Genomic DNA, 16,634 nt, shown 5'->3' with positions numbered 1-16,634 from the left:
CGGGAGGCGGCGATGCTGGATGCGATGACCGAAGCCTCGGCCCTGACGATCGACGACGTGCGCGCAGCGCATGAGCGGATCGGCCCGCATGTGCGCCGCACGCCGGTGCTGCGGTCGGATTACCTCGACGCGCTGACCGGGGCGGCGCTGCACTTCAAGTGCGAGAACCTGCAGGAGGCCGGGGCCTTCAAGGTGCGGGGCGCGACCAATGCGGTCTTCGGGCTGGAGGCGGCGCTGGCGGAGAAGGGGGTGTGCACGCATTCCTCGGGCAACCATGCGCTGTCGCTGTCGTGGGCGGCGGGGCGGCGGGGCATTCCCTGCCACGTGGTCATGCCGCGCACTGCGCCGGAGGCCAAGAAGGACGCGGTGCGGCGCTATGGCGGCACGATCACCGAATGCGAGCCCTCGACCACCTCGCGGGAGGCGGTCTTTGCCGAAGTGCAGGCGGCGACGGGCGGCGAGTTCGTGCACCCCTACAACGACCCGCGGGTGATCTGCGGGCAGGCGACCTGCGCGATGGAACTGCTGGAGCAGGTGGAAGGGCTGGAGGCCGTGGTGGCGCCCATCGGCGGCGGCGGCATGATCTCGGGCACCTGCCTGACCCTGTCCAATGTCGCGCCGGAGGTTGCGGTCTTTGCCGCCGAGCCGCAGAACGCCGACGACGCGGCGCGGTCGCTGCAGGCCGGGCGGATCATCGCGGACGACGCGCCCGACACGGTGGCGGACGGGCTGAAGGTGCCGCTCAAGGAAAACACATGGCATTTCGTGTCGCGCTTCGTGACCGACATTCCGACCGCGACCGAGGCGGAAATCGTGGACGCGATGAAGCTGGCGTGGAAGCATCTGAGGGTGGTGATGGAGCCATCCTCTGCCGTGGCGCTGGCGGTGGTTCTGAAACACCGCGCGCGGTTCGCGGGCAAGCGCGTGGGTGTGATCGTGACCGGCGGCAACGTCGACCTGGACCGCCTGCCGTGGATGACGGGGTGACGGGTCCCGGGGTGGGGTTGAAGGACGCCGGGGCAGGGGTGGCCTGAAAGCCCACCCTACGGGAGGTCGCGCCCGGCGGCTGGGCTGGACGATGTCCGGGCCGGTGGCGCGGGCGGATGACGAAAGGGCCGCGCGGGCGGCCGGTGGCAAGACAGGCCGCGAGCGCGGCGGATGACGAAACAGAGGGAGACGGGTGCGATGAAGGACATGAAGACGTTCGACGACTACGAGGTGGGGTTCGACATTCCGGCGCTGCCGGGCATGGACGAGGCGCAGATCCAGACGCCGTGCCTCGTGCTCGACCTCGATGCGCTGGAGCGCAACGTGAGGAAGATGGGCGAGTTCGCGGCGGCGCACGGGATGCGGCACCGGGTGCATGGCAAGATGCACAAGTCGGTGGACGTGGCGCTTCTGCAGATCGAGATGGGCGGCGCCTGCGGCGTCTGCTGCCAGAAGGTGAGCGAGGCGGAGGTCTTTGCCCGCGGCGGCATCCGCGACGTGATGGTGTCGAACCAGGTGCGCGACCCGCTGAAGATCGACCGCATGGCGCAGATCCCCAAGCTGGGCGCGCGGGTGCTGTGCTGCGTCGACGACCTTGCGAACGTCGAGGACCTCTCGGCGGCGGCGCGGCGGCACGGGACGCAGATCGAGTGTCTCGTGGAGATCGACTGCGGCGCCGGGCGCTGCGGCGTGACGACGACATCCGAGGTGGTGGAGATCGCGCAGGCGATTGCCGGGTCGGAGGGGCTGAAGTTCGCCGGCATCCAGGCCTACCAGGGCGCGATGCAGCATCTCGACGCCTATGCCGACCGGAAGGCGAAGATCGACGTGGCGGTGGCCATGGTGAAGGAGGCGGTCGAGGGGCTGGCTTCCGTGGGCCTCGGCTGCGACATCGTCGGCGGTGGCGGCACGGGGTCCTATTACTTCGAGACGGCCTCGGGCGTGTACAACGAGCTGCAGTGCGGGTCCTACGCCTTCATGGATGCGGACTACGGGCGCATCCTCGACGCCGACGGCCGGCGGATCGACCGGGGCGAGTGGGAGAACGCGCTGTTCATCCTGACCTCCGTGATGAGCCACGCCAAGGCGGACAAGGCCATCGTCGACGCCGGGCTGAAGGCGCAGTCGGTGGATTCGGGTCTGCCGGTGGTCTTCGGGCGCGACGACGTGGAATACGTGAAGTGCTCGGACGAGCATGGCGTGGTGACGGACCCGGCGGGCGCGCTGAAGGTGAACGACCGGCTGCGGCTGGTGCCGGGGCACTGCGACCCGACCTGCAACGTGCACGACTGGTACGTGGGCGTGCGCAAGGGCAAGGTCGAGACGCTCTGGCCGGTGTCGGCGCGCGGCAAGGCGTACTGAGCCTTTGCCTGCGGTTTCGGGGCGCCTTGGGCGCCCCGGTCCGCCGGGGGGCGCCGCCCCCCGGACCCCCCGGAGGTATTTTTGCCAAGATGAAGGGGCGGCGGCGGCGTCTGGGCTGGCCGGGACGGGCTGGCGCGGTTGCGGGGTGCGTGTCCGCGCCTGTTGCGTGCCGGGACTGGCCGGTGGCGGCTGGCGATGTGGCCGGATGCGGGGTCAGTGGCCGGGGGCGGCCGGGGAACGAAGGGCCGGGGAACCGGCGGGTGAGACAGGAGGGTGATGCCATGAAGGATACGCCGCAGCAGGGCGATGGGGTGCTCATCGTGGGCGAGGAGGTCTGCAGGGATCTGGTGGGCCGGGCGGAGGCCTTTGCCGCCGTCGAGGAGGTGTTTGCCGCCATGGCCTCGGGTCAGGCGCGGAATTTCCCGGTGGTGCGGGAGGCCATCGGGCATGCCGATGCGCTTTACGGCTTCAAGTCCGGGTTCGACCGGGCGGGCATGGTGATGGGGGTGAAGGCCGGGGGCTACTGGCCGGGCAACATTGGCCGCGGGCTGACCAACCACCAGTCGACGGTCTGCCTGTTCGATCCGGATACCGGGCGGCTTTCGGCGCTGGTCGGCGGCAACCACCTGACGGCGGTGCGGACGGCGGCCTCTTCGGCTGTATCCATCGCGCATCTGGCACGGCGGGACGCGAAGGTGCTGGGCATGGTGGGCGCCGGGCACCAGTCGGCCTTCCAGTTGCGGGCGGCGGCGGAGCAGCGCGCCTTCGAGAAGGTCGTGGCGTGGAACCCGCACCCGGAGATGCTGCCGCAGCTGGCGGAGGTGGCGGCGAGCCTCGGCCTGCCGTTCGAGGCGGTGACGCCGGAGGCGCTGGGCGCGGAGGCGGATGTGATCATCACCATCACATCGGCCTTCGAGCCGCTCTTGATGCGGGACTGGATCCGGCCCGGCACGCATGTTGCCTGCATGGGCACCGACACGAAGGGCAAGATGGAGGTCGACGCGGCGCTTCTGGCGGCGGCGACGGTCTTTGCCGACGAGGTGGCGCAATCGGTCAGCATCGGCGAGGCGCAGCACGCGGTGGCGGCGGGGCTGCTGGCGGAGGGCGACATCACGCCCATCGGTGCGGTGATCAACGGGGCACACCCCGGCCGGACCTCCGATGCGGAGATCACCCTGTTCGACGGCACGGGCGTGGGGCTGCAGGACCTCGCTGTGGCCTCTGTCGCGGCGCGGCTGGCGGAGGAGCAGGGCGTGGCGGCGCGGGTCGTGCTGTAGGCCGGGGGCGCGCGGAGGCGCAGGGGCAGAGAGGCCCAGAGGCCCGGAGGCACTGGGGCTTCCGGGCCGGACGGATGAGGGGCGGGGCTTTCGGGCTGCGCCCTTCGGTTTGCGGCTGTCCGGACACCCGGGACCGGGCGGTGCGCGGCGCGTCGGTACAGGCGGGGCGATGGGGCCTGTTCTTGCGGGCGCGATCCGCTAGAACGGGGGCAAGGGCCGGAACCGGCCGGGGAACTTGGAAGGGGAGGATGGCATGACGACCATCAACGCGCTCTTGGCGAAACATCCGGGCGAGGCGCCGGCGATCGGCGGGCCGGGCCGCGACTGGCTGGATTACGACGGGCTCCGGGCGCTGACGGAGCGGGTGCGCGAGGACCTGCGCGCCGCCGGTGTCGGGCCGTCCGACCGGGTGGCCATCGTGCTGCCGAACGGGGCGGCGATGGCCGCGGCCTTTGTCACCGTGGCGCAGGCGGCCTGCACCGCGCCGCTGAACCCGGCCTACCGCGAGGACGAGTTCGCCTTCTACCTCGAGGACCTGAAGGCCCGGGCGATCATCCTCGAGGCGGGTTATGACGGGCCGGCGCTGGCGGCGGCGCGGCGCTTCGGTCTGACGGTGCTGCGGCTGGCGGAGGACCCTTCGGTGGCGGGGGTCTTTGCGCTGACGGCGGAGGGCGAGGTCACGCCGGCGGAGGGTGACATGCCCGGCGCGGAGGACGTGGCGCTGATCCTGCACACCTCCGGCACCACCTCGCGCCCGAAGATCGTGCCGCTCTTGCAGTCGAACGTGGCGGCCTCGGCCGGTCACATCGCGGCCTCGCTGTCGCTGGAGCCGGGCGACCGCTGCCTGAACGTGATGCCGCTGTTCCACATCCACGGGCTGGTGGCGGCGGTCTCGGCCTCGCTGGCGGCGGGGGCGTCGATCTTCTGCACCGGCGGCTTCAACGCGCTGAACTTCTTCGCGATGATGAAGGAGGCGCGGCCCACCTGGTACACCGCTGTGCCGACCATGCACCAGGCGATCCTGTCGCGCGCGGAACGCAACGCGGAAGTCATCGCGGAGGTGCCGCTGCGCTTCCTGCGCTCGTCCTCGGCCTCGCTTCCGGCGCAGGTCATGACGGCGCTGGCGGAGACCTTCGGCGCGCCGGTGGTGGAGGCCTACGGCATGACCGAGGCTGCGCACCAGATGTGCTGCAACCCGCTGTCGCGGCAGAAGCCGGGCGCGGTGGGGATCGCGGCCGGGCCGCAGGTGGCCATCGCCGACGAGGCGGAGGACCGGCTGACAGAGGGCACCGGCGAGGTCGTGATCTCGGGCCCGAACGTGACGCCCGGCTACGAGGGCAACCCGGAGGCCAACGCGAAGTCGTTCTTCGAGGCGGAGGGCCGGCGCTGGTTCCGCACCGGCGACCAGGGTGCCTTCGACGCCGACGGCTACCTGTTCCTGACGGGGCGGCTGAAGGAGATCATCAACCGCGGGGGCGAGAAGGTGTCGCCGCTGGAGGTGGACGGCGTGCTGATGGACCACCCGGCGGTGGCGCAATGCGTGGCCTTCGCCTGCCCGCACCCCAAGCTGGGCGAGGAGGTCGCGGCGGCGGTGGTCCTGCGCGAGGGCATGTCGGCGGACGAGGCGGAGATCCGCGCCTTTGCCACGGAGCGGATGGCGGCCTTCAAGGTGCCGGCGCGGGTGGTGATCCTCGACGAGATCCCCAAGGGCGCGACGGGCAAGATGCAGCGCATCGGCATGGCGGAGAAGCTGGGGCTGGTGTCCTGACCGGCACGCCCGCGGCGGGTGTCGCGGGTGAGTATTTGGAAAGCAGAGAAGCAGGGGCGCCGGGCGCGGGCCGGGCGGGGTGACATGCGGATATGTATCTTTGGCGCGGGGGCCATCGGCGGCTACATGGGCGCGAAGCTGGCGCAGGCCGGGGCCGAGGTGTCGCTGGTGGCGCGCGGCCCGCATCTGGCGGCGATGCAGGCGGACGGCTTGCGGCTGATCGAGGAGGGGACGGAGACGGTGGTGCCGGTGCGCGCCTCTTCGGATGCGGCGGAACTGGGCGAGCAGGACTACGTGATCGTGACGCTGAAGGCGCATTCGGTGCCCGGCGTGGTGGACGCGATGACACCGCTGATCGGCGCGGGGACCTGCGTGGTCTCGGGCGTGAACGGCGTGCCGTGGTGGTATTTCCACAAGCACGGCGGGGACCTGGAGGGCACGCGGCTCGAGACCGTCGATCCCGGCGGCCGGCAGTGGGACGGTTTCGGCCCCGACCGGGTGCTGGGCTGCGTGGTTTACCCTGCGGCGGAGGTGATCCGGCCGGGCGTGGTCAGGCACGTCGAGGGCAACCGGTTCTCGCTGGGGGAGCCTGACGGCAGCAAGTCGGAGCGTGCGCAGGCCCTGTCGAAGGCGCTGACCGCGGCGGGGCTGAAGGCGCCGGTGCGGCCGAGGCTGAGGGACGAGATCTGGGTGAAGCTCTGGGGCAACCTGTCGTTCAACCCGATCTCGGCGCTGACCCACGCGACGCTCGACGTGCTTTGCACCGATCCGGGCACGCGCGCTGTGGCGAAGGCGATGATGCTGGAAGCGCAGGAGATCGCCGAGAAGCTGGGCGTGAAGTTCCCCATCGACGTGGAGCGGCGGATCGACGGCGGTGCGGCGGTGGGCGCGCACCGGACCTCCATGCTGCAGGACCTCGACGCCGGGCGCCCGATGGAGATCGACGCGCTGGTGGCCTCGGTCCAGGAGCTGGGCCGGCTGACGGGTGTGGCGACGCCGGCGATCGATACGGTGCTGGCGCTGGTGGCGCTGCGCGGCAGGGTGGCGGGGCTTTACTGAGGCCGCGCCGAAAGACTGGGTTTACGGCGCGCCGGCATCGGGGTTTGTCTGGAGCAGGGCGGCGCTGCGGGGTGCCTGCGGGCAAGATGGCCGGGCAGGACCCATGCGCGGCCGAGACAGGAGGGAGAGCGCGATGTCGCGACCGAAGGTTCTGGTAAGCCGCCGCTGGCCGGAGGCGGTGGAGGCCGCGCTGGCCGAGCGCTACGATGCGACGTTCAACGCGGAGGACAGGCCGCTCGACACCGCGGCCTTCCGGGAGGCGCTGGCGACGCATGACGCGATCCTGCCCACGGTGACGGATGCCATGGGCCGCGCGGTCTTCGACGGGATCGAGGCGCCGCGCTGCAGGGTGCTGGCGAATTACGGGGTGGGCTTCTCGCACATCGACACGGAGGCTGCGGCGCGGCTCGGCATCGTCGTGACGAACACCCCGGACGTGCTGAGCGACTGCACGGCGGACATCGCCATGACGCTTCTGCTGATGGCCGCGCGCCGGGCGGGCGAGGGCGAACGCGAGGTCCGTGCCGGGGCGTGGACCGGCTGGCGGCCCACCCACCTCGTGGGGACGAAGGTGACCGGCAAGACGCTGGGCATCGTGGGCTTCGGGCGGATCGGGCAGGAGATGGCGCGCCGGGCGCATCATGGTTTCGGCATGCGGATCCTTGTCCAGAACCGCTCTGCCGTGGCGCCGGAGGTGCTGGCGGCCTGCGACGCGCGGCAGGTCGAGAGCCTGGAGGCGCTGATGCCCGAATGCGACTTCGTCTCGCTGCACTGCCCGGGCGGGGCTGCGAACCGGCACCTCGTCAATGCCGCGCGGCTGGCGCTGATGAAGCCCGGCGCCTTCCTGATCAACACTGCGCGCGGCGAGGTGGTCGACGAGGCGGCGCTTGCCGAGGCGGTCGGCGCGGGGCGGCTTGGCGGTGCGGGGCTCGACGTCTTCGACGGCGAACCGGCGGTCGAAGCGCGGCTCCTCGACTGTCCGAACATCGTCGTGCTGCCGCACCTCGGCAGCGCCACCCGGGAAACGCGGGAAGCCATGGGTTTCCGCGCCCTCGAGAACCTCGCCGCTGCGCTGGATGGCCGGGCGCCGCCCGACCGCGTCGCCTGAAACCGGCTGCCCGCGCCCCGTGGCTGTTTCTGCCGCAAAGGGCCCGCCTTCGCCCGGCCGCAGGCATGGCGGCACCGCCGTCACAGGTATTTGGACCAAGATGAAGGTGTAAGCGCGGCGCCTGTCCTTCATCTTGGTCCAAATACCTCGGGGAGTCGCGCCGCAGGCGCGGCGGGGCAGCGCCCCCCTTCGCGCGCAGCGCGACGGGCGCCGGGCCAAGCTATGTGCGATCCGGACGGGGGAGCGGAGGCTCGGTCAAAGGTGGCGCGGGCGCAGCCCGCGCGGGTCGGCGCGCGTCAGCGCGGCGAAACCCTTATCGGGACGGGACGGGTGCGGCGGGCGGGTCTGCGTGTTTCGATGGCAGGGTGTCGCGGGAATGCCCGGATTTGTGGCGCAGCAAAGCGGGCTTGCTTTACATCGGAGCGCCTGGCGGGTCATCTGTCGGGCAGGACATCACCCTGGAAGGCACCTCATGGCGATCACCGCAAGCATCCGGCATCTCACGCATTACAAGTACGACCGGCCGGTCACCCTGTCGCCGCAGATCGTGCGCCTGAGGCCGGCGCCGCACAGCCGGACCCGCGTGATCTCGCACTCTCTGAAAGTCGGGCCGGAGGGGCATTTCGTCAATCACCAGCAGGACATCTACGGCAACTGGATGGCCCGCTTCGTGTTTCCGGAGCCGGTGACGGAGTTCTCGATCGAGGTGGACCTCGTTGCGGACATGACGGTCTACAACCCGTTCGACTTCTTCCTCGAAGAGGGCGCGCGGGAGTGGCCTTTCGACTACCCGGCGGAGATCGCGGGCGACCTGGCGCAGTACCTCAAGGCGGTCGATCTGACGCCGAAGGTGAAGGCCTGGGTCGACAGCGTCCCGCGCGAGAAGACCGGCACGGTGGATTTCCTCGTGGCGCTCAACGCGCGGCTCGAGCAGGAGATCGACTACCTGATCCGCATGGAGCCGGGCGTGCAGACGCCGGAGGAGACGCTGGAGAAGGGCTCGGGCTCCTGCCGCGACACCTCGTGGCTGCTGATCAACATCCTGCGGCGCTTCGGCTTTGCCGCGCGCTTCGTCTCGGGCTACCTGATCCAGCTGAAGCCCGACCTCGAGGCGCTGGACGGGCCGTCGGGCACGGACCACGACTTCACCGACCTGCACGCCTGGTGCGAGGTCTACCTGCCGGGCGCGGGCTGGATCGGGCTTGACCCGACCTCGGGCCTGCTGACCGGCGAGAGCCACATCCCGCTGGCTGCAACGCCGCATTATTCCAACGCAGCCCCCATCGTCGGCGGGTTCACCGGCGATCCGGACACCCAGACCGCCTTCAACTTCGAGATGGAGGTGCACCGCGTCGCGGAACATCCGCGCATCACCAAGCCGTTCAGCGAGGAAAGCTGGCAGGCGCTCGACAAGCTGGGGCGCGAGGTCGACGCGGTGATGGAGGCCGAGGACATGCGGCTGACCATGGGCGGCGAGCCGACCTTCGTCAGCATCGACGATTTCGAGAGCGCGGAGTGGAACACCGCCGCGGTGGGTCCGACGAAGCGGATGCGCGCCGACCTGCTGATCCGCCGCCTGCGGCAGCGTTTCGCGCCGGGCGGTTTCCTGCATTACGGGCAGGGCAAGTGGTATCCGGGCGAGACCCTGCCGCGCTGGACCTTCAGCCTGTTCTGGCGCCGCGACGGGGAGCCGATCTGGAAGAACCCCGACCTCGTCGCGCCGGAAACGCAGTCGGGCGCGACAAACGCCGATTCCGAGAAGTTCATGGAGACCTTCGCGGAGACCCTGGGGATCGAGCCGGAGTTCGTCCGGCCCGCCTACGAGGACCCCGCCGAATGGGTGCTGAAGGAGGCCGGGCTGCCGATCAACGTCACGCCGGAGGATCCGAAGCTGAAGGACCCGGAGGCGCGCGCCCGGATCGCGCGGGTCTTCAACCGCGGGCTGACGGAGCCTGCCGGTCACGTGCTGCCGATCCAGCGCTGGCAGGGGAAGGCGTCGAAGTCGTCCTGGGTGTCGGAGCACTGGAAGACGCGGCGCGGGCATCTCTACCTGATCCCCGGCGACAGCCCCGTGGGCTTCCGCCTGCCGCTGGGCACGCTGCCCTATATCCCGGCCTCCGACTATCCCTATACCTACAGCGCCGATCCGAGCGTGCCGGTCGCCGCGCTGCCGAACTTCCACGCGGAACTTGAGCGCCGCCGGAAGGCGATCCTCGAGGAGCTGGAGCGCATCGCCGCCGAAGAGGCGGACGTGCTGCCCGATGTCACGCAGGAGCGCAGCCAGCCGGTGTCGGGGGTCAAGCCCGAGGAGGGCGGGCGGCAGGCACGGCAGAACCCGATGAGCATGGACGGCGTCGACCCGGCGCTGGGATACGTGCGCACCGCCATCGCGGTGGAGCCGCGCGACGGGCGGCTGTGCCTGTTCATGCCGCCGGTGGGCACGCTTGAGGATTACCTCGAACTGCTTGCTGCGGCCGAGACGACCGCCGCAGAGCTGGGGCTGCCGATCCACATCGAGGGCTACGCCCCGCCGTCCGACAGCCGGTTGAACGTGATCCGCGTGGCGCCCGATCCGGGCGTGATCGAGGTGAACATCCACCCCGCGCAGAACTGGCAGGACTGCGTCGACATCACCACCGGCGTCTACGAGGAGGCGCGGCAGTCGCGGCTGGGCGCCGACAAGTTCATGATCGACGGCAAGCACGTCGGCACCGGGGGCGGCAACCACGTGGTTGTCGGCGGCGCCACGACCCACGATTCGCCCTTCCTGCGGCGTCCGGACCTGCTGCGGTCGCTGATCCTCTACTGGCAACGGCACCCGGCGCTTTCCTACCTGTTCTCGGGGCTGTTCATCGGCCCGACCAGCCAGGCGCCGCGGATCGACGAGGCGCGGCACGACACGCTTTACGAGCTGGAGATCGCGCTGGCGCAGATCCCCGATCCCGGCGAGGACTATCCGCAGCCCCAGCCCTGGCTGGTGGACCGGCTGCTCAGGAACATGCTGATCGACGTGACCGGCAACACCCACCGGGCGGAGCTGTGCATCGACAAGATGTTCTCTCCGGACGGGCCGACCGGGCGGCTGGGTCTTCTGGAGTTCCGCGGCTTCGAGATGCCGCCGGACCCGCGCATGAGCCTTGCCCAGCAGTTGCTGATCCGGGCGATCCTCGCGCGGCTCTGGAAGAACCCGATCAAGGGCCGGCCGGTGCGCTGGGGCACGCAGCTGCATGACCGGTTCATGCTGCCGCATTTCGTCTGGGCCGATTTCCTCGACGTGCTGGGCGACCTGCGCGACAACGGGTTCGACCTGCGGCCGGAGTGGTTCGAGGCGCAGCGGGAGTTCCGCTTCCCCTATGCGGGCGACGTGACCTACCAGGGCGTGAACCTCGAGGTCCGGCAGGCGCTGGAGCCCTGGCACGTGCTGGGCGAGCGCGGCGCCATCGGCGGGACGGTGCGCTATACCGACAGCTCGGTGGAGCGGATGCAGGTGCAGCTGACCTCGCTGAACCCCGACCGCTACACGGTGACCTGCAACCGCCGCGCCGTGCCGCTGACCGCGACGGAGACGAGCGGCGTGAAGGTGGGCGGCGTGCGCTTCAAGGCGTGGCAGCCGGCGGAGGCGCTGCACCCGGTGCTGCCGGTCGATGCGCCGCTGGTCTTCGATGTCTTCGACACGTGGTCGGGGCGCTCCATCGGCGGCTGCACCTATCACGTGGCGCATCCGGGCGGGCGCAACTACGACACCTTCCCGGTCAACACCAACGAGGCCGATGCCCGCCGCCTTGCGCGGTTCGAGAAGTTCGGCCACACGGCCGGCGCCTTCTGGCCCGCAAGCGAGGTCCCGCACCCGGAGTTCCCGATGACGCTGGACCTGCGCCGCTCGCCGGGGGTGTGATCCATGGCGGAAGGGAGGGCCGCCAAGTCACGCCTCAAGGCGATCGAAGGCTATCGGCCGCCCGAAGGGGTGGCCGACGAGCTTCTGCGCGCCGACGGCACGGTGCGCCCGGTCTGGAAGCCGATGATCGAGTTCCTCGCCAGGACCTCGCCCGAGGATCTGGCGGCGGATTTCGCGCGCGGCGACCAGTACCTGAAGGATGCGGGCGTCTATTACCGGCAGTACACCGACAGCGATTCCACCATGCGCGACTGGCCGCTGTCGCACATCCCGGTGATGATCGCCGAATCCGAATGGGCCGATTTGGCCGAGGGGCTGATCCAGCGCGCCGACCTGCTTGAGGCGCTGATGGCGGACCTCTACGGGCCGGGCGACCTGGTGAAGAAGGGGCTGTTGCCGCCGCAGCTGGTGACCGACAACCCCGAATGGCTGCGCCCTCTGGTGGGCGTGCAGCCGCGGTCGGGACATTACCTGCACATGATCGCCTTCGAGATCGGTCGGTCGCCGGACGGCAGCTGGCTGGTACTGGGCGACCGGACGCAGGCGCCTTCGGGGTCGGGCTTTGCGCTGGAAAACCGCATGGCCACGACGCGGACCTTCACCGATTTCTTCCCGGAGGCCAACGTGCACCGGCTGGCGGGGTTCTTCCGCTCGTTCCGCGACAGCCTGACCGGGCTGAAGGGGCCGGGCGGCGGGCAGGTGGCGATCCTGACGCCGGGCCAGCACACCGACACCTATTTCGAACATGCCTATATCGCGCGTTACCTGGGCCTTCTGCTGCTGGAATGCGCCGACCTGACGGTGACGCCGGACGGGCTGATGGTGCGCACGATCAACGGGCTTGAGCCTGTGTCGGTGCTGTGGCGCAGGCTGGACGCGCGCTTTGCCGATCCCCTGGAGCTGGACGAACGTTCGGCCATCGGGACGCCGGGGATGGTGTCCGCCCTGCGCGCGGGCACGGTGTCGATGCTGAATGCGCTGGGGTCGGGTGTGCTGGAGGCGCGGGCGCTGATGGCCTTCCTGCCGCGGATCTGCGAGCAGGTGACCGGCGCGCCGCTGAAGCTGCCCAACATCGCGACATGGTGGTGCGGCCAGCGGCGCGAGCTGGCGCATGTGCGCGAGAACCTCGAACGGATGATGATCGCGCCCGCCATGTCCACCGACCTGCCGTTCGAGATGGACGGCTCGACGGCGCTGGGGGGGCGGTTCCGCTCCACCGCGCAGATGGCGGTCCGCGACTGGCTGGAGGCGAACGGCGCCGACCTCGTGGGGCAGGAGGCGGTGACGCTGTCCACGACGCCCGCGATGATCGACGGCAAGCTGCTGCCGCGCCCGATGGTGATCCGCGCCTTCGCCGTGCGCACCCCGCAGGGCTGGGAGGTGATGCCCGGCGGCTATGCCCGCATCGGCCGGACGGAAGACCCCACGGCGCTGGCGATGCAGTCCGGCGGATCGGTCGCGGACGTCTGGGTGGTGGCCAGGAAACCGGTGAAACCCGACAGCCTGACCCATACCGGCGGCGCGCCCTTCGTGCGCTACCGCTCTGCCCGGCTGCCGGCGCGGGCCGCCGACAACCTCTTCTGGCTGGGCCGCTACGTGGAACGGGCCGAGTTCGCCATGCGCACGCTGCGCGCCGTGCGGCTGAGGCGCGACGACAGCGGTCTGGGGCACAGCCCTCTGTTCGACATCTTCGACGACATGCTGAGCGGCCTCGGCATGGACGACGACCAGGTGATCCCGCAGGGGCTGCTGCGCCTCTTCGAAAGCGCGCTGACCTGCGCGGGCAAGGTGCGCGACCGCTTCTCCGACGACGGCTGGTACGCGCTGAACGAGGTGACGGCGCTGGCCCGCACGCTGTCCGGCGAAGAGGCGGAGGACGTGGACATGGCCCGCCCCATGAGCCAGCTCCTGCGCAAGAACGCGGGCTTCGCGGGGCTTGTGAACGACAACATGTTCCGCGCCTCGGGCTGGCGCTTCATGACCATGGGGCGCTGCGTCGAACGCGGCATCCAGACCGCGCGGCTTCTGGCCGCCTTCGCCGACGAGGAGGCGCCGCCCGGTGGGCTCGACGCGGCGATCGAGATCGGCGACAGCGTCATGACCCACCGCCGCCGCTACTCCGTGGTGGCACAGCGCGAGACGGTGGTCGACATGCTGGCCCTCGACCCGGACAACCCGCGCTCCATCTTCTCTCAGGTGGAGATCCTGAGGGCGGAACAGGCGCGCCTGCCGCAGCCCTACGAGGGCACGCAGATGGGCGACACGGCGCGCGCGCTCCTGCGGCTCGAGACCGACCTGGCCGTCGCCACGCCGGAGACCGTGACCACCGCGGACCTGCTCGGGGTGGCGGAGCGGCTGATGGCGGTGTCGGATGCGCTTGGCGCGCGCTACATGAACTGAGGGGCAGATGCCTGTTCAATACGACATCACGCTGGCGATCCGCTACCTGTACGAGAGCCCGGCCACCGCGGCGCGGACGCTGCTCAGGATGCTGCCGCTGACCAACGCGCGCCAGCGGCTGATGGCGGGGCATGTCTCGGCCGATCCCGAACCGCAGCTGCGCAGCGACGAGCGCGACTTCTTCGGCAACGCGCTGACGGCGATGACCTTCGAGGAGGCGCTGGAGGACGTCTCCTTCCGCTTCCAGGGGCGGATGATGTGCCACCGGCCGGAGGCGCTGATGGACCTCTCGCCGCCGCTGGGCCTCCTGAAGGAGGACGTGGCGGCGGAACACGCGCTGGGACCGGAAAGCCCGCACCACTTCACCGGCGCCTCCGAACGGGTGCGCCCGGTCAGGGACATCACCGCCTTCGCGCGCGACGTGACGAACCCGGCGCAGACCGCGCTGGAGGCGGTGACCGCGCTCAGCACGGCGCTGCACGAGGCCTTCGCCTTCGACCCGGAGGCGACCGACGTGGCCACCGATCCCGCCGAGGCCTTCCGCCAGAGACGCGGCGTCTGCCAGGACTTCAGCCACGTGATGATCGCGGGGCTGAGGTCGGTGGGCGTGCCCGCGGGCTACGTCTCGGGGTTCCTCAGGACCACGCCGCCCGAAGGCCAGCCCCGCCTCGAAGGGGCCGATGCGATGCACGCCTGGGTGCGTGCCTGGTGCGGGCGCGAAACCGGGTGGGTGGAGATCGACCCGACAAACGACCTGCGCGTGGCGCAGGACCACGTGGCGGTGGCGGTCGGGCGCGACTACGCCGACGTGGCGCCGGTCAAGGGCTCGCTGCGCAGCGCCGGGCCGCACACGACGGAACACAGCGTCGACATGGTCCCGACCGACGAATAGGCCCGGCAAGGCGCCCCCGGCGGCCCGGTCGGACGCGCCCCGCACGGCACCCCATACGGGCCGCCCTCCCCGGAACCGCCGGACCGCTCCCGGCCTTCATCTTGGCGAAAATACCTCGGGGGAGCCGCCTCGGGCGGCGGGGGCAGCGCCCCCACCGCGCGGGCCTTGCCCGCGCGCGGATCGGCGCGCGTCAGCGCGGCGAAACCGGCAACCCCGCTCAGGCGAAGAGGCCGGCGTAGGTCTCGCGCAGCACGTTCTTCTGGACCTTGCCCATGGTGTTGCGCGGCAGGGCGTCCACGACGATCAGGCGGCGGGGATGCTTGAAGCGGGCGAGTTTCCCCGCCACGTCGGCGGCGATCGCGTCGAGGTCGGGGGTGGCGCCCGCCTCTGCCACCAGCAGGCCCACCGGGGTCTCGCCGAAATCCGGGTGGGGGACACCGATCACCGCGCTTTCCAGCACGCCGGGCTGGTCGTCCAGCACCAGCTCGATCTCCTTGGGGTAGATGTTGAACCCGCCGGAGATGACGAGGTCCTTGTTGCGCCCGACGATCACCACGTAGCCCTCCGCGTCGATCATCCCGAGGTCGCCGGTGATGAAGAAGCCGTCCTCGCGCAGCTCGGCGGCGGTCTTCTCGGGCATCTGCCAGTAGCCCTTGAAGACATTGGGGCCGCGCACCTCGATCACGCCGATCTCGCCCCGCGGCAGGTCGGCGCCGGTCTCGGGGTCGCAGACCTTGAGCTCCACCCCCGGCAGCGGGAAGCCCACGGTGCCGGCGCGGCGTTCGCCGTCGTAGGGGTTTGAGGTGTTCATGTTGGTCTCGGTCATGCCGTAGCGTTCGAGGATGCGGTGGCCGGTGCGTTCCTCGAAACGGACATGGGTTTCGGCCAGCAGCGGCGCGGAGCCGGAGACGAAGAGCCGCATGCCCGCGGCCAGGTCGCGGGTGAAGCGCGGCTCGTCCAGCAGGCGGGTGTAGAAGGTCGGCACGCCCATCAGCGCGGTCGCTTCGGGCATCCGGTCCAGCACGGTGGCGGCGTCGAACTTCGGCATGAAGATCATCGCGCCGCCCGCGACGAGCGAGACGTTGGTGGCCACGAAAAGCCCGTGGGTGTGGAAGATCGGCAGCGCGTGGATCAGCACGTCGTCCGCCGTGAAGCGCCATTCGGTGGCGAGGACGGTGGCGTTCGACAGCAGGTTGTCCTGCGTCAGCATCGCGCCCTTCGACCGCCCTGTGGTGCCGGAGGTGTAGAGGAAGGCGGCGAGGTCGTCCTTCGTGCGGTCCACCGTCATGAAGGTGTCGGGCTGGCCCGCGGCAGAGGTCGTCAGCGTGCCCGTGCCGTCGGCGTCCATCGTCTCGACGCGCGCGCCGAGGCGGTCGGCGATGGGCTCCAGCACCGGGACGGCGGCACTGTCGCAGACCACGACCTTCGCGCCGCTGTTCTCGATGAAATAGCTCAGCTCGTCTGCGGTGTAGGCGGTGTTGAGCGGCAGGAAGATCACCCCGGCCTGCACGCAGGCGGCGTAGAGGGCGAGGGCCTCGGCGCTCTTCTCGACCTGCATGGCCAGCCGGTCCCCGGGTTCGAGGCCGAGCGAGGTCAGCACATGGGCGATGCGCGCGGCGTTGCGGACAAAGCTCGCATGGGTCAGCGTCGTCCCGTCGAGCATGTGCAGGAAGGGCGTGTCCTTGCCTTCGTGCTTGCCGAAAAGGGCGTCGTAGAGCGGGTTGGCCATCGCATCACCTGTCCTGAATTCGCGGTCCGGGGTGTTCTGGCGGAGCCGGTCGCGGATGTCGAGAGGGCGGGGGTGATGGAGGACGGGGCCGGGGGCGTCACGCATCGCCCGCCGGGTATCGTGCAGGATGCGCCTTTGGCGCGGCGTTTGATGCACG

General features: G+C 70.5%; 10 protein-coding genes. 9 read left to right on the top strand and 1 reads right to left on the bottom strand.

All coding sequences use genetic code 11. From position 1 onward, the window contains the following. Positions 1 to 12: 12 nt before the first annotated feature. The 9 genes from bhcB (at position 13) to CDO87_RS02370 (ending at position 14,748) form a co-directional block, all read left to right on the top strand. Positions 13 to 987 (top strand): beta-hydroxyaspartate dehydratase BhcB, encoded by a 975-nt coding sequence (bhcB, locus tag CDO87_RS02410; protein ID WP_100927277.1) that lies wholly within the window; start codon positions 13 to 15, stop codon positions 985 to 987. A gap of 198 nt (positions 988 to 1,185) precedes the next feature. Next, positions 1,186 to 2,349 (top strand): 3-hydroxy-D-aspartate aldolase BhcC, encoded by a 1,164-nt coding sequence (gene bhcC, locus CDO87_RS02405; protein WP_100927276.1) that lies wholly within the window; start codon positions 1,186 to 1,188, stop codon positions 2,347 to 2,349. 281 nt (positions 2,350 to 2,630) lie between these two features. Further along, positions 2,631 to 3,626 carry an iminosuccinate reductase BhcD gene (gene bhcD / locus CDO87_RS02400; protein WP_100927275.1) on the top strand — a complete coding sequence of 332 codons (996 nt, stop codon included), beginning with the start codon at positions 2,631 to 2,633 and terminating at the stop codon, positions 3,624 to 3,626. Between the two features lie 253 nt (positions 3,627 to 3,879). Next, positions 3,880 to 5,394 (top strand): acyl--CoA ligase, encoded by a 1,515-nt coding sequence (locus CDO87_RS02395; protein WP_100927274.1) that lies wholly within the window; start codon positions 3,880 to 3,882, stop codon positions 5,392 to 5,394. A gap of 84 nt (positions 5,395 to 5,478) precedes the next feature. Next, positions 5,479 to 6,453 carry a 2-dehydropantoate 2-reductase gene (locus tag CDO87_RS02390; protein WP_100927273.1) on the top strand — a complete coding sequence of 325 codons (975 nt, stop codon included), beginning with the start codon at positions 5,479 to 5,481 and terminating at the stop codon, positions 6,451 to 6,453. Between the two features lie 133 nt (positions 6,454 to 6,586). Continuing rightward, positions 6,587 to 7,561: a D-glycerate dehydrogenase gene (locus tag CDO87_RS02385; protein ID WP_100927272.1), complete on the top strand. Its 975-nt coding sequence runs from the start codon at positions 6,587 to 6,589 to the stop codon at positions 7,559 to 7,561. Between the two features lie 472 nt (positions 7,562 to 8,033). After that, entirely contained in the window at positions 8,034 to 11,456 is a 3,423-nt protein-coding gene (locus CDO87_RS02380; protein ID WP_100927271.1) for a DUF2126 domain-containing protein, read from the top strand. A 3-nt stretch (positions 11,457 to 11,459) separates the two neighbouring features. Beyond that, positions 11,460 to 13,856: a circularly permuted type 2 ATP-grasp protein gene (locus CDO87_RS02375; protein WP_100927270.1), complete on the top strand. Its 2,397-nt coding sequence runs from the start codon at positions 11,460 to 11,462 to the stop codon at positions 13,854 to 13,856. A 7-nt stretch (positions 13,857 to 13,863) separates the two neighbouring features. Further along, a complete protein-coding gene (locus tag CDO87_RS02370; protein ID WP_100927269.1) occupies positions 13,864 to 14,748 on the top strand; it encodes a transglutaminase family protein in 885 nt (294 codons plus the stop codon). A 217-nt stretch (positions 14,749 to 14,965) separates the two neighbouring features. Here CDO87_RS02370 and CDO87_RS02365 read toward each other — a convergent pair whose 3' ends face one another. Then, entirely contained in the window at positions 14,966 to 16,477 is a 1,512-nt protein-coding gene (locus CDO87_RS02365) for a malonyl-CoA synthase (RefSeq protein WP_100927268.1), read from the bottom strand. Between the last annotated feature and the right edge of the window lie 157 nt (positions 16,478 to 16,634).

The organism is Sagittula sp. P11 (assembly GCF_002814095.1).
In the GTDB taxonomy this organism is placed as follows: Bacteria; Pseudomonadota; Alphaproteobacteria; order Rhodobacterales; family Rhodobacteraceae; genus Sagittula.
Note: the sequence above shows the minus strand (reverse complement) of the source record. Positions and strands in the feature narration are given on the sequence as shown.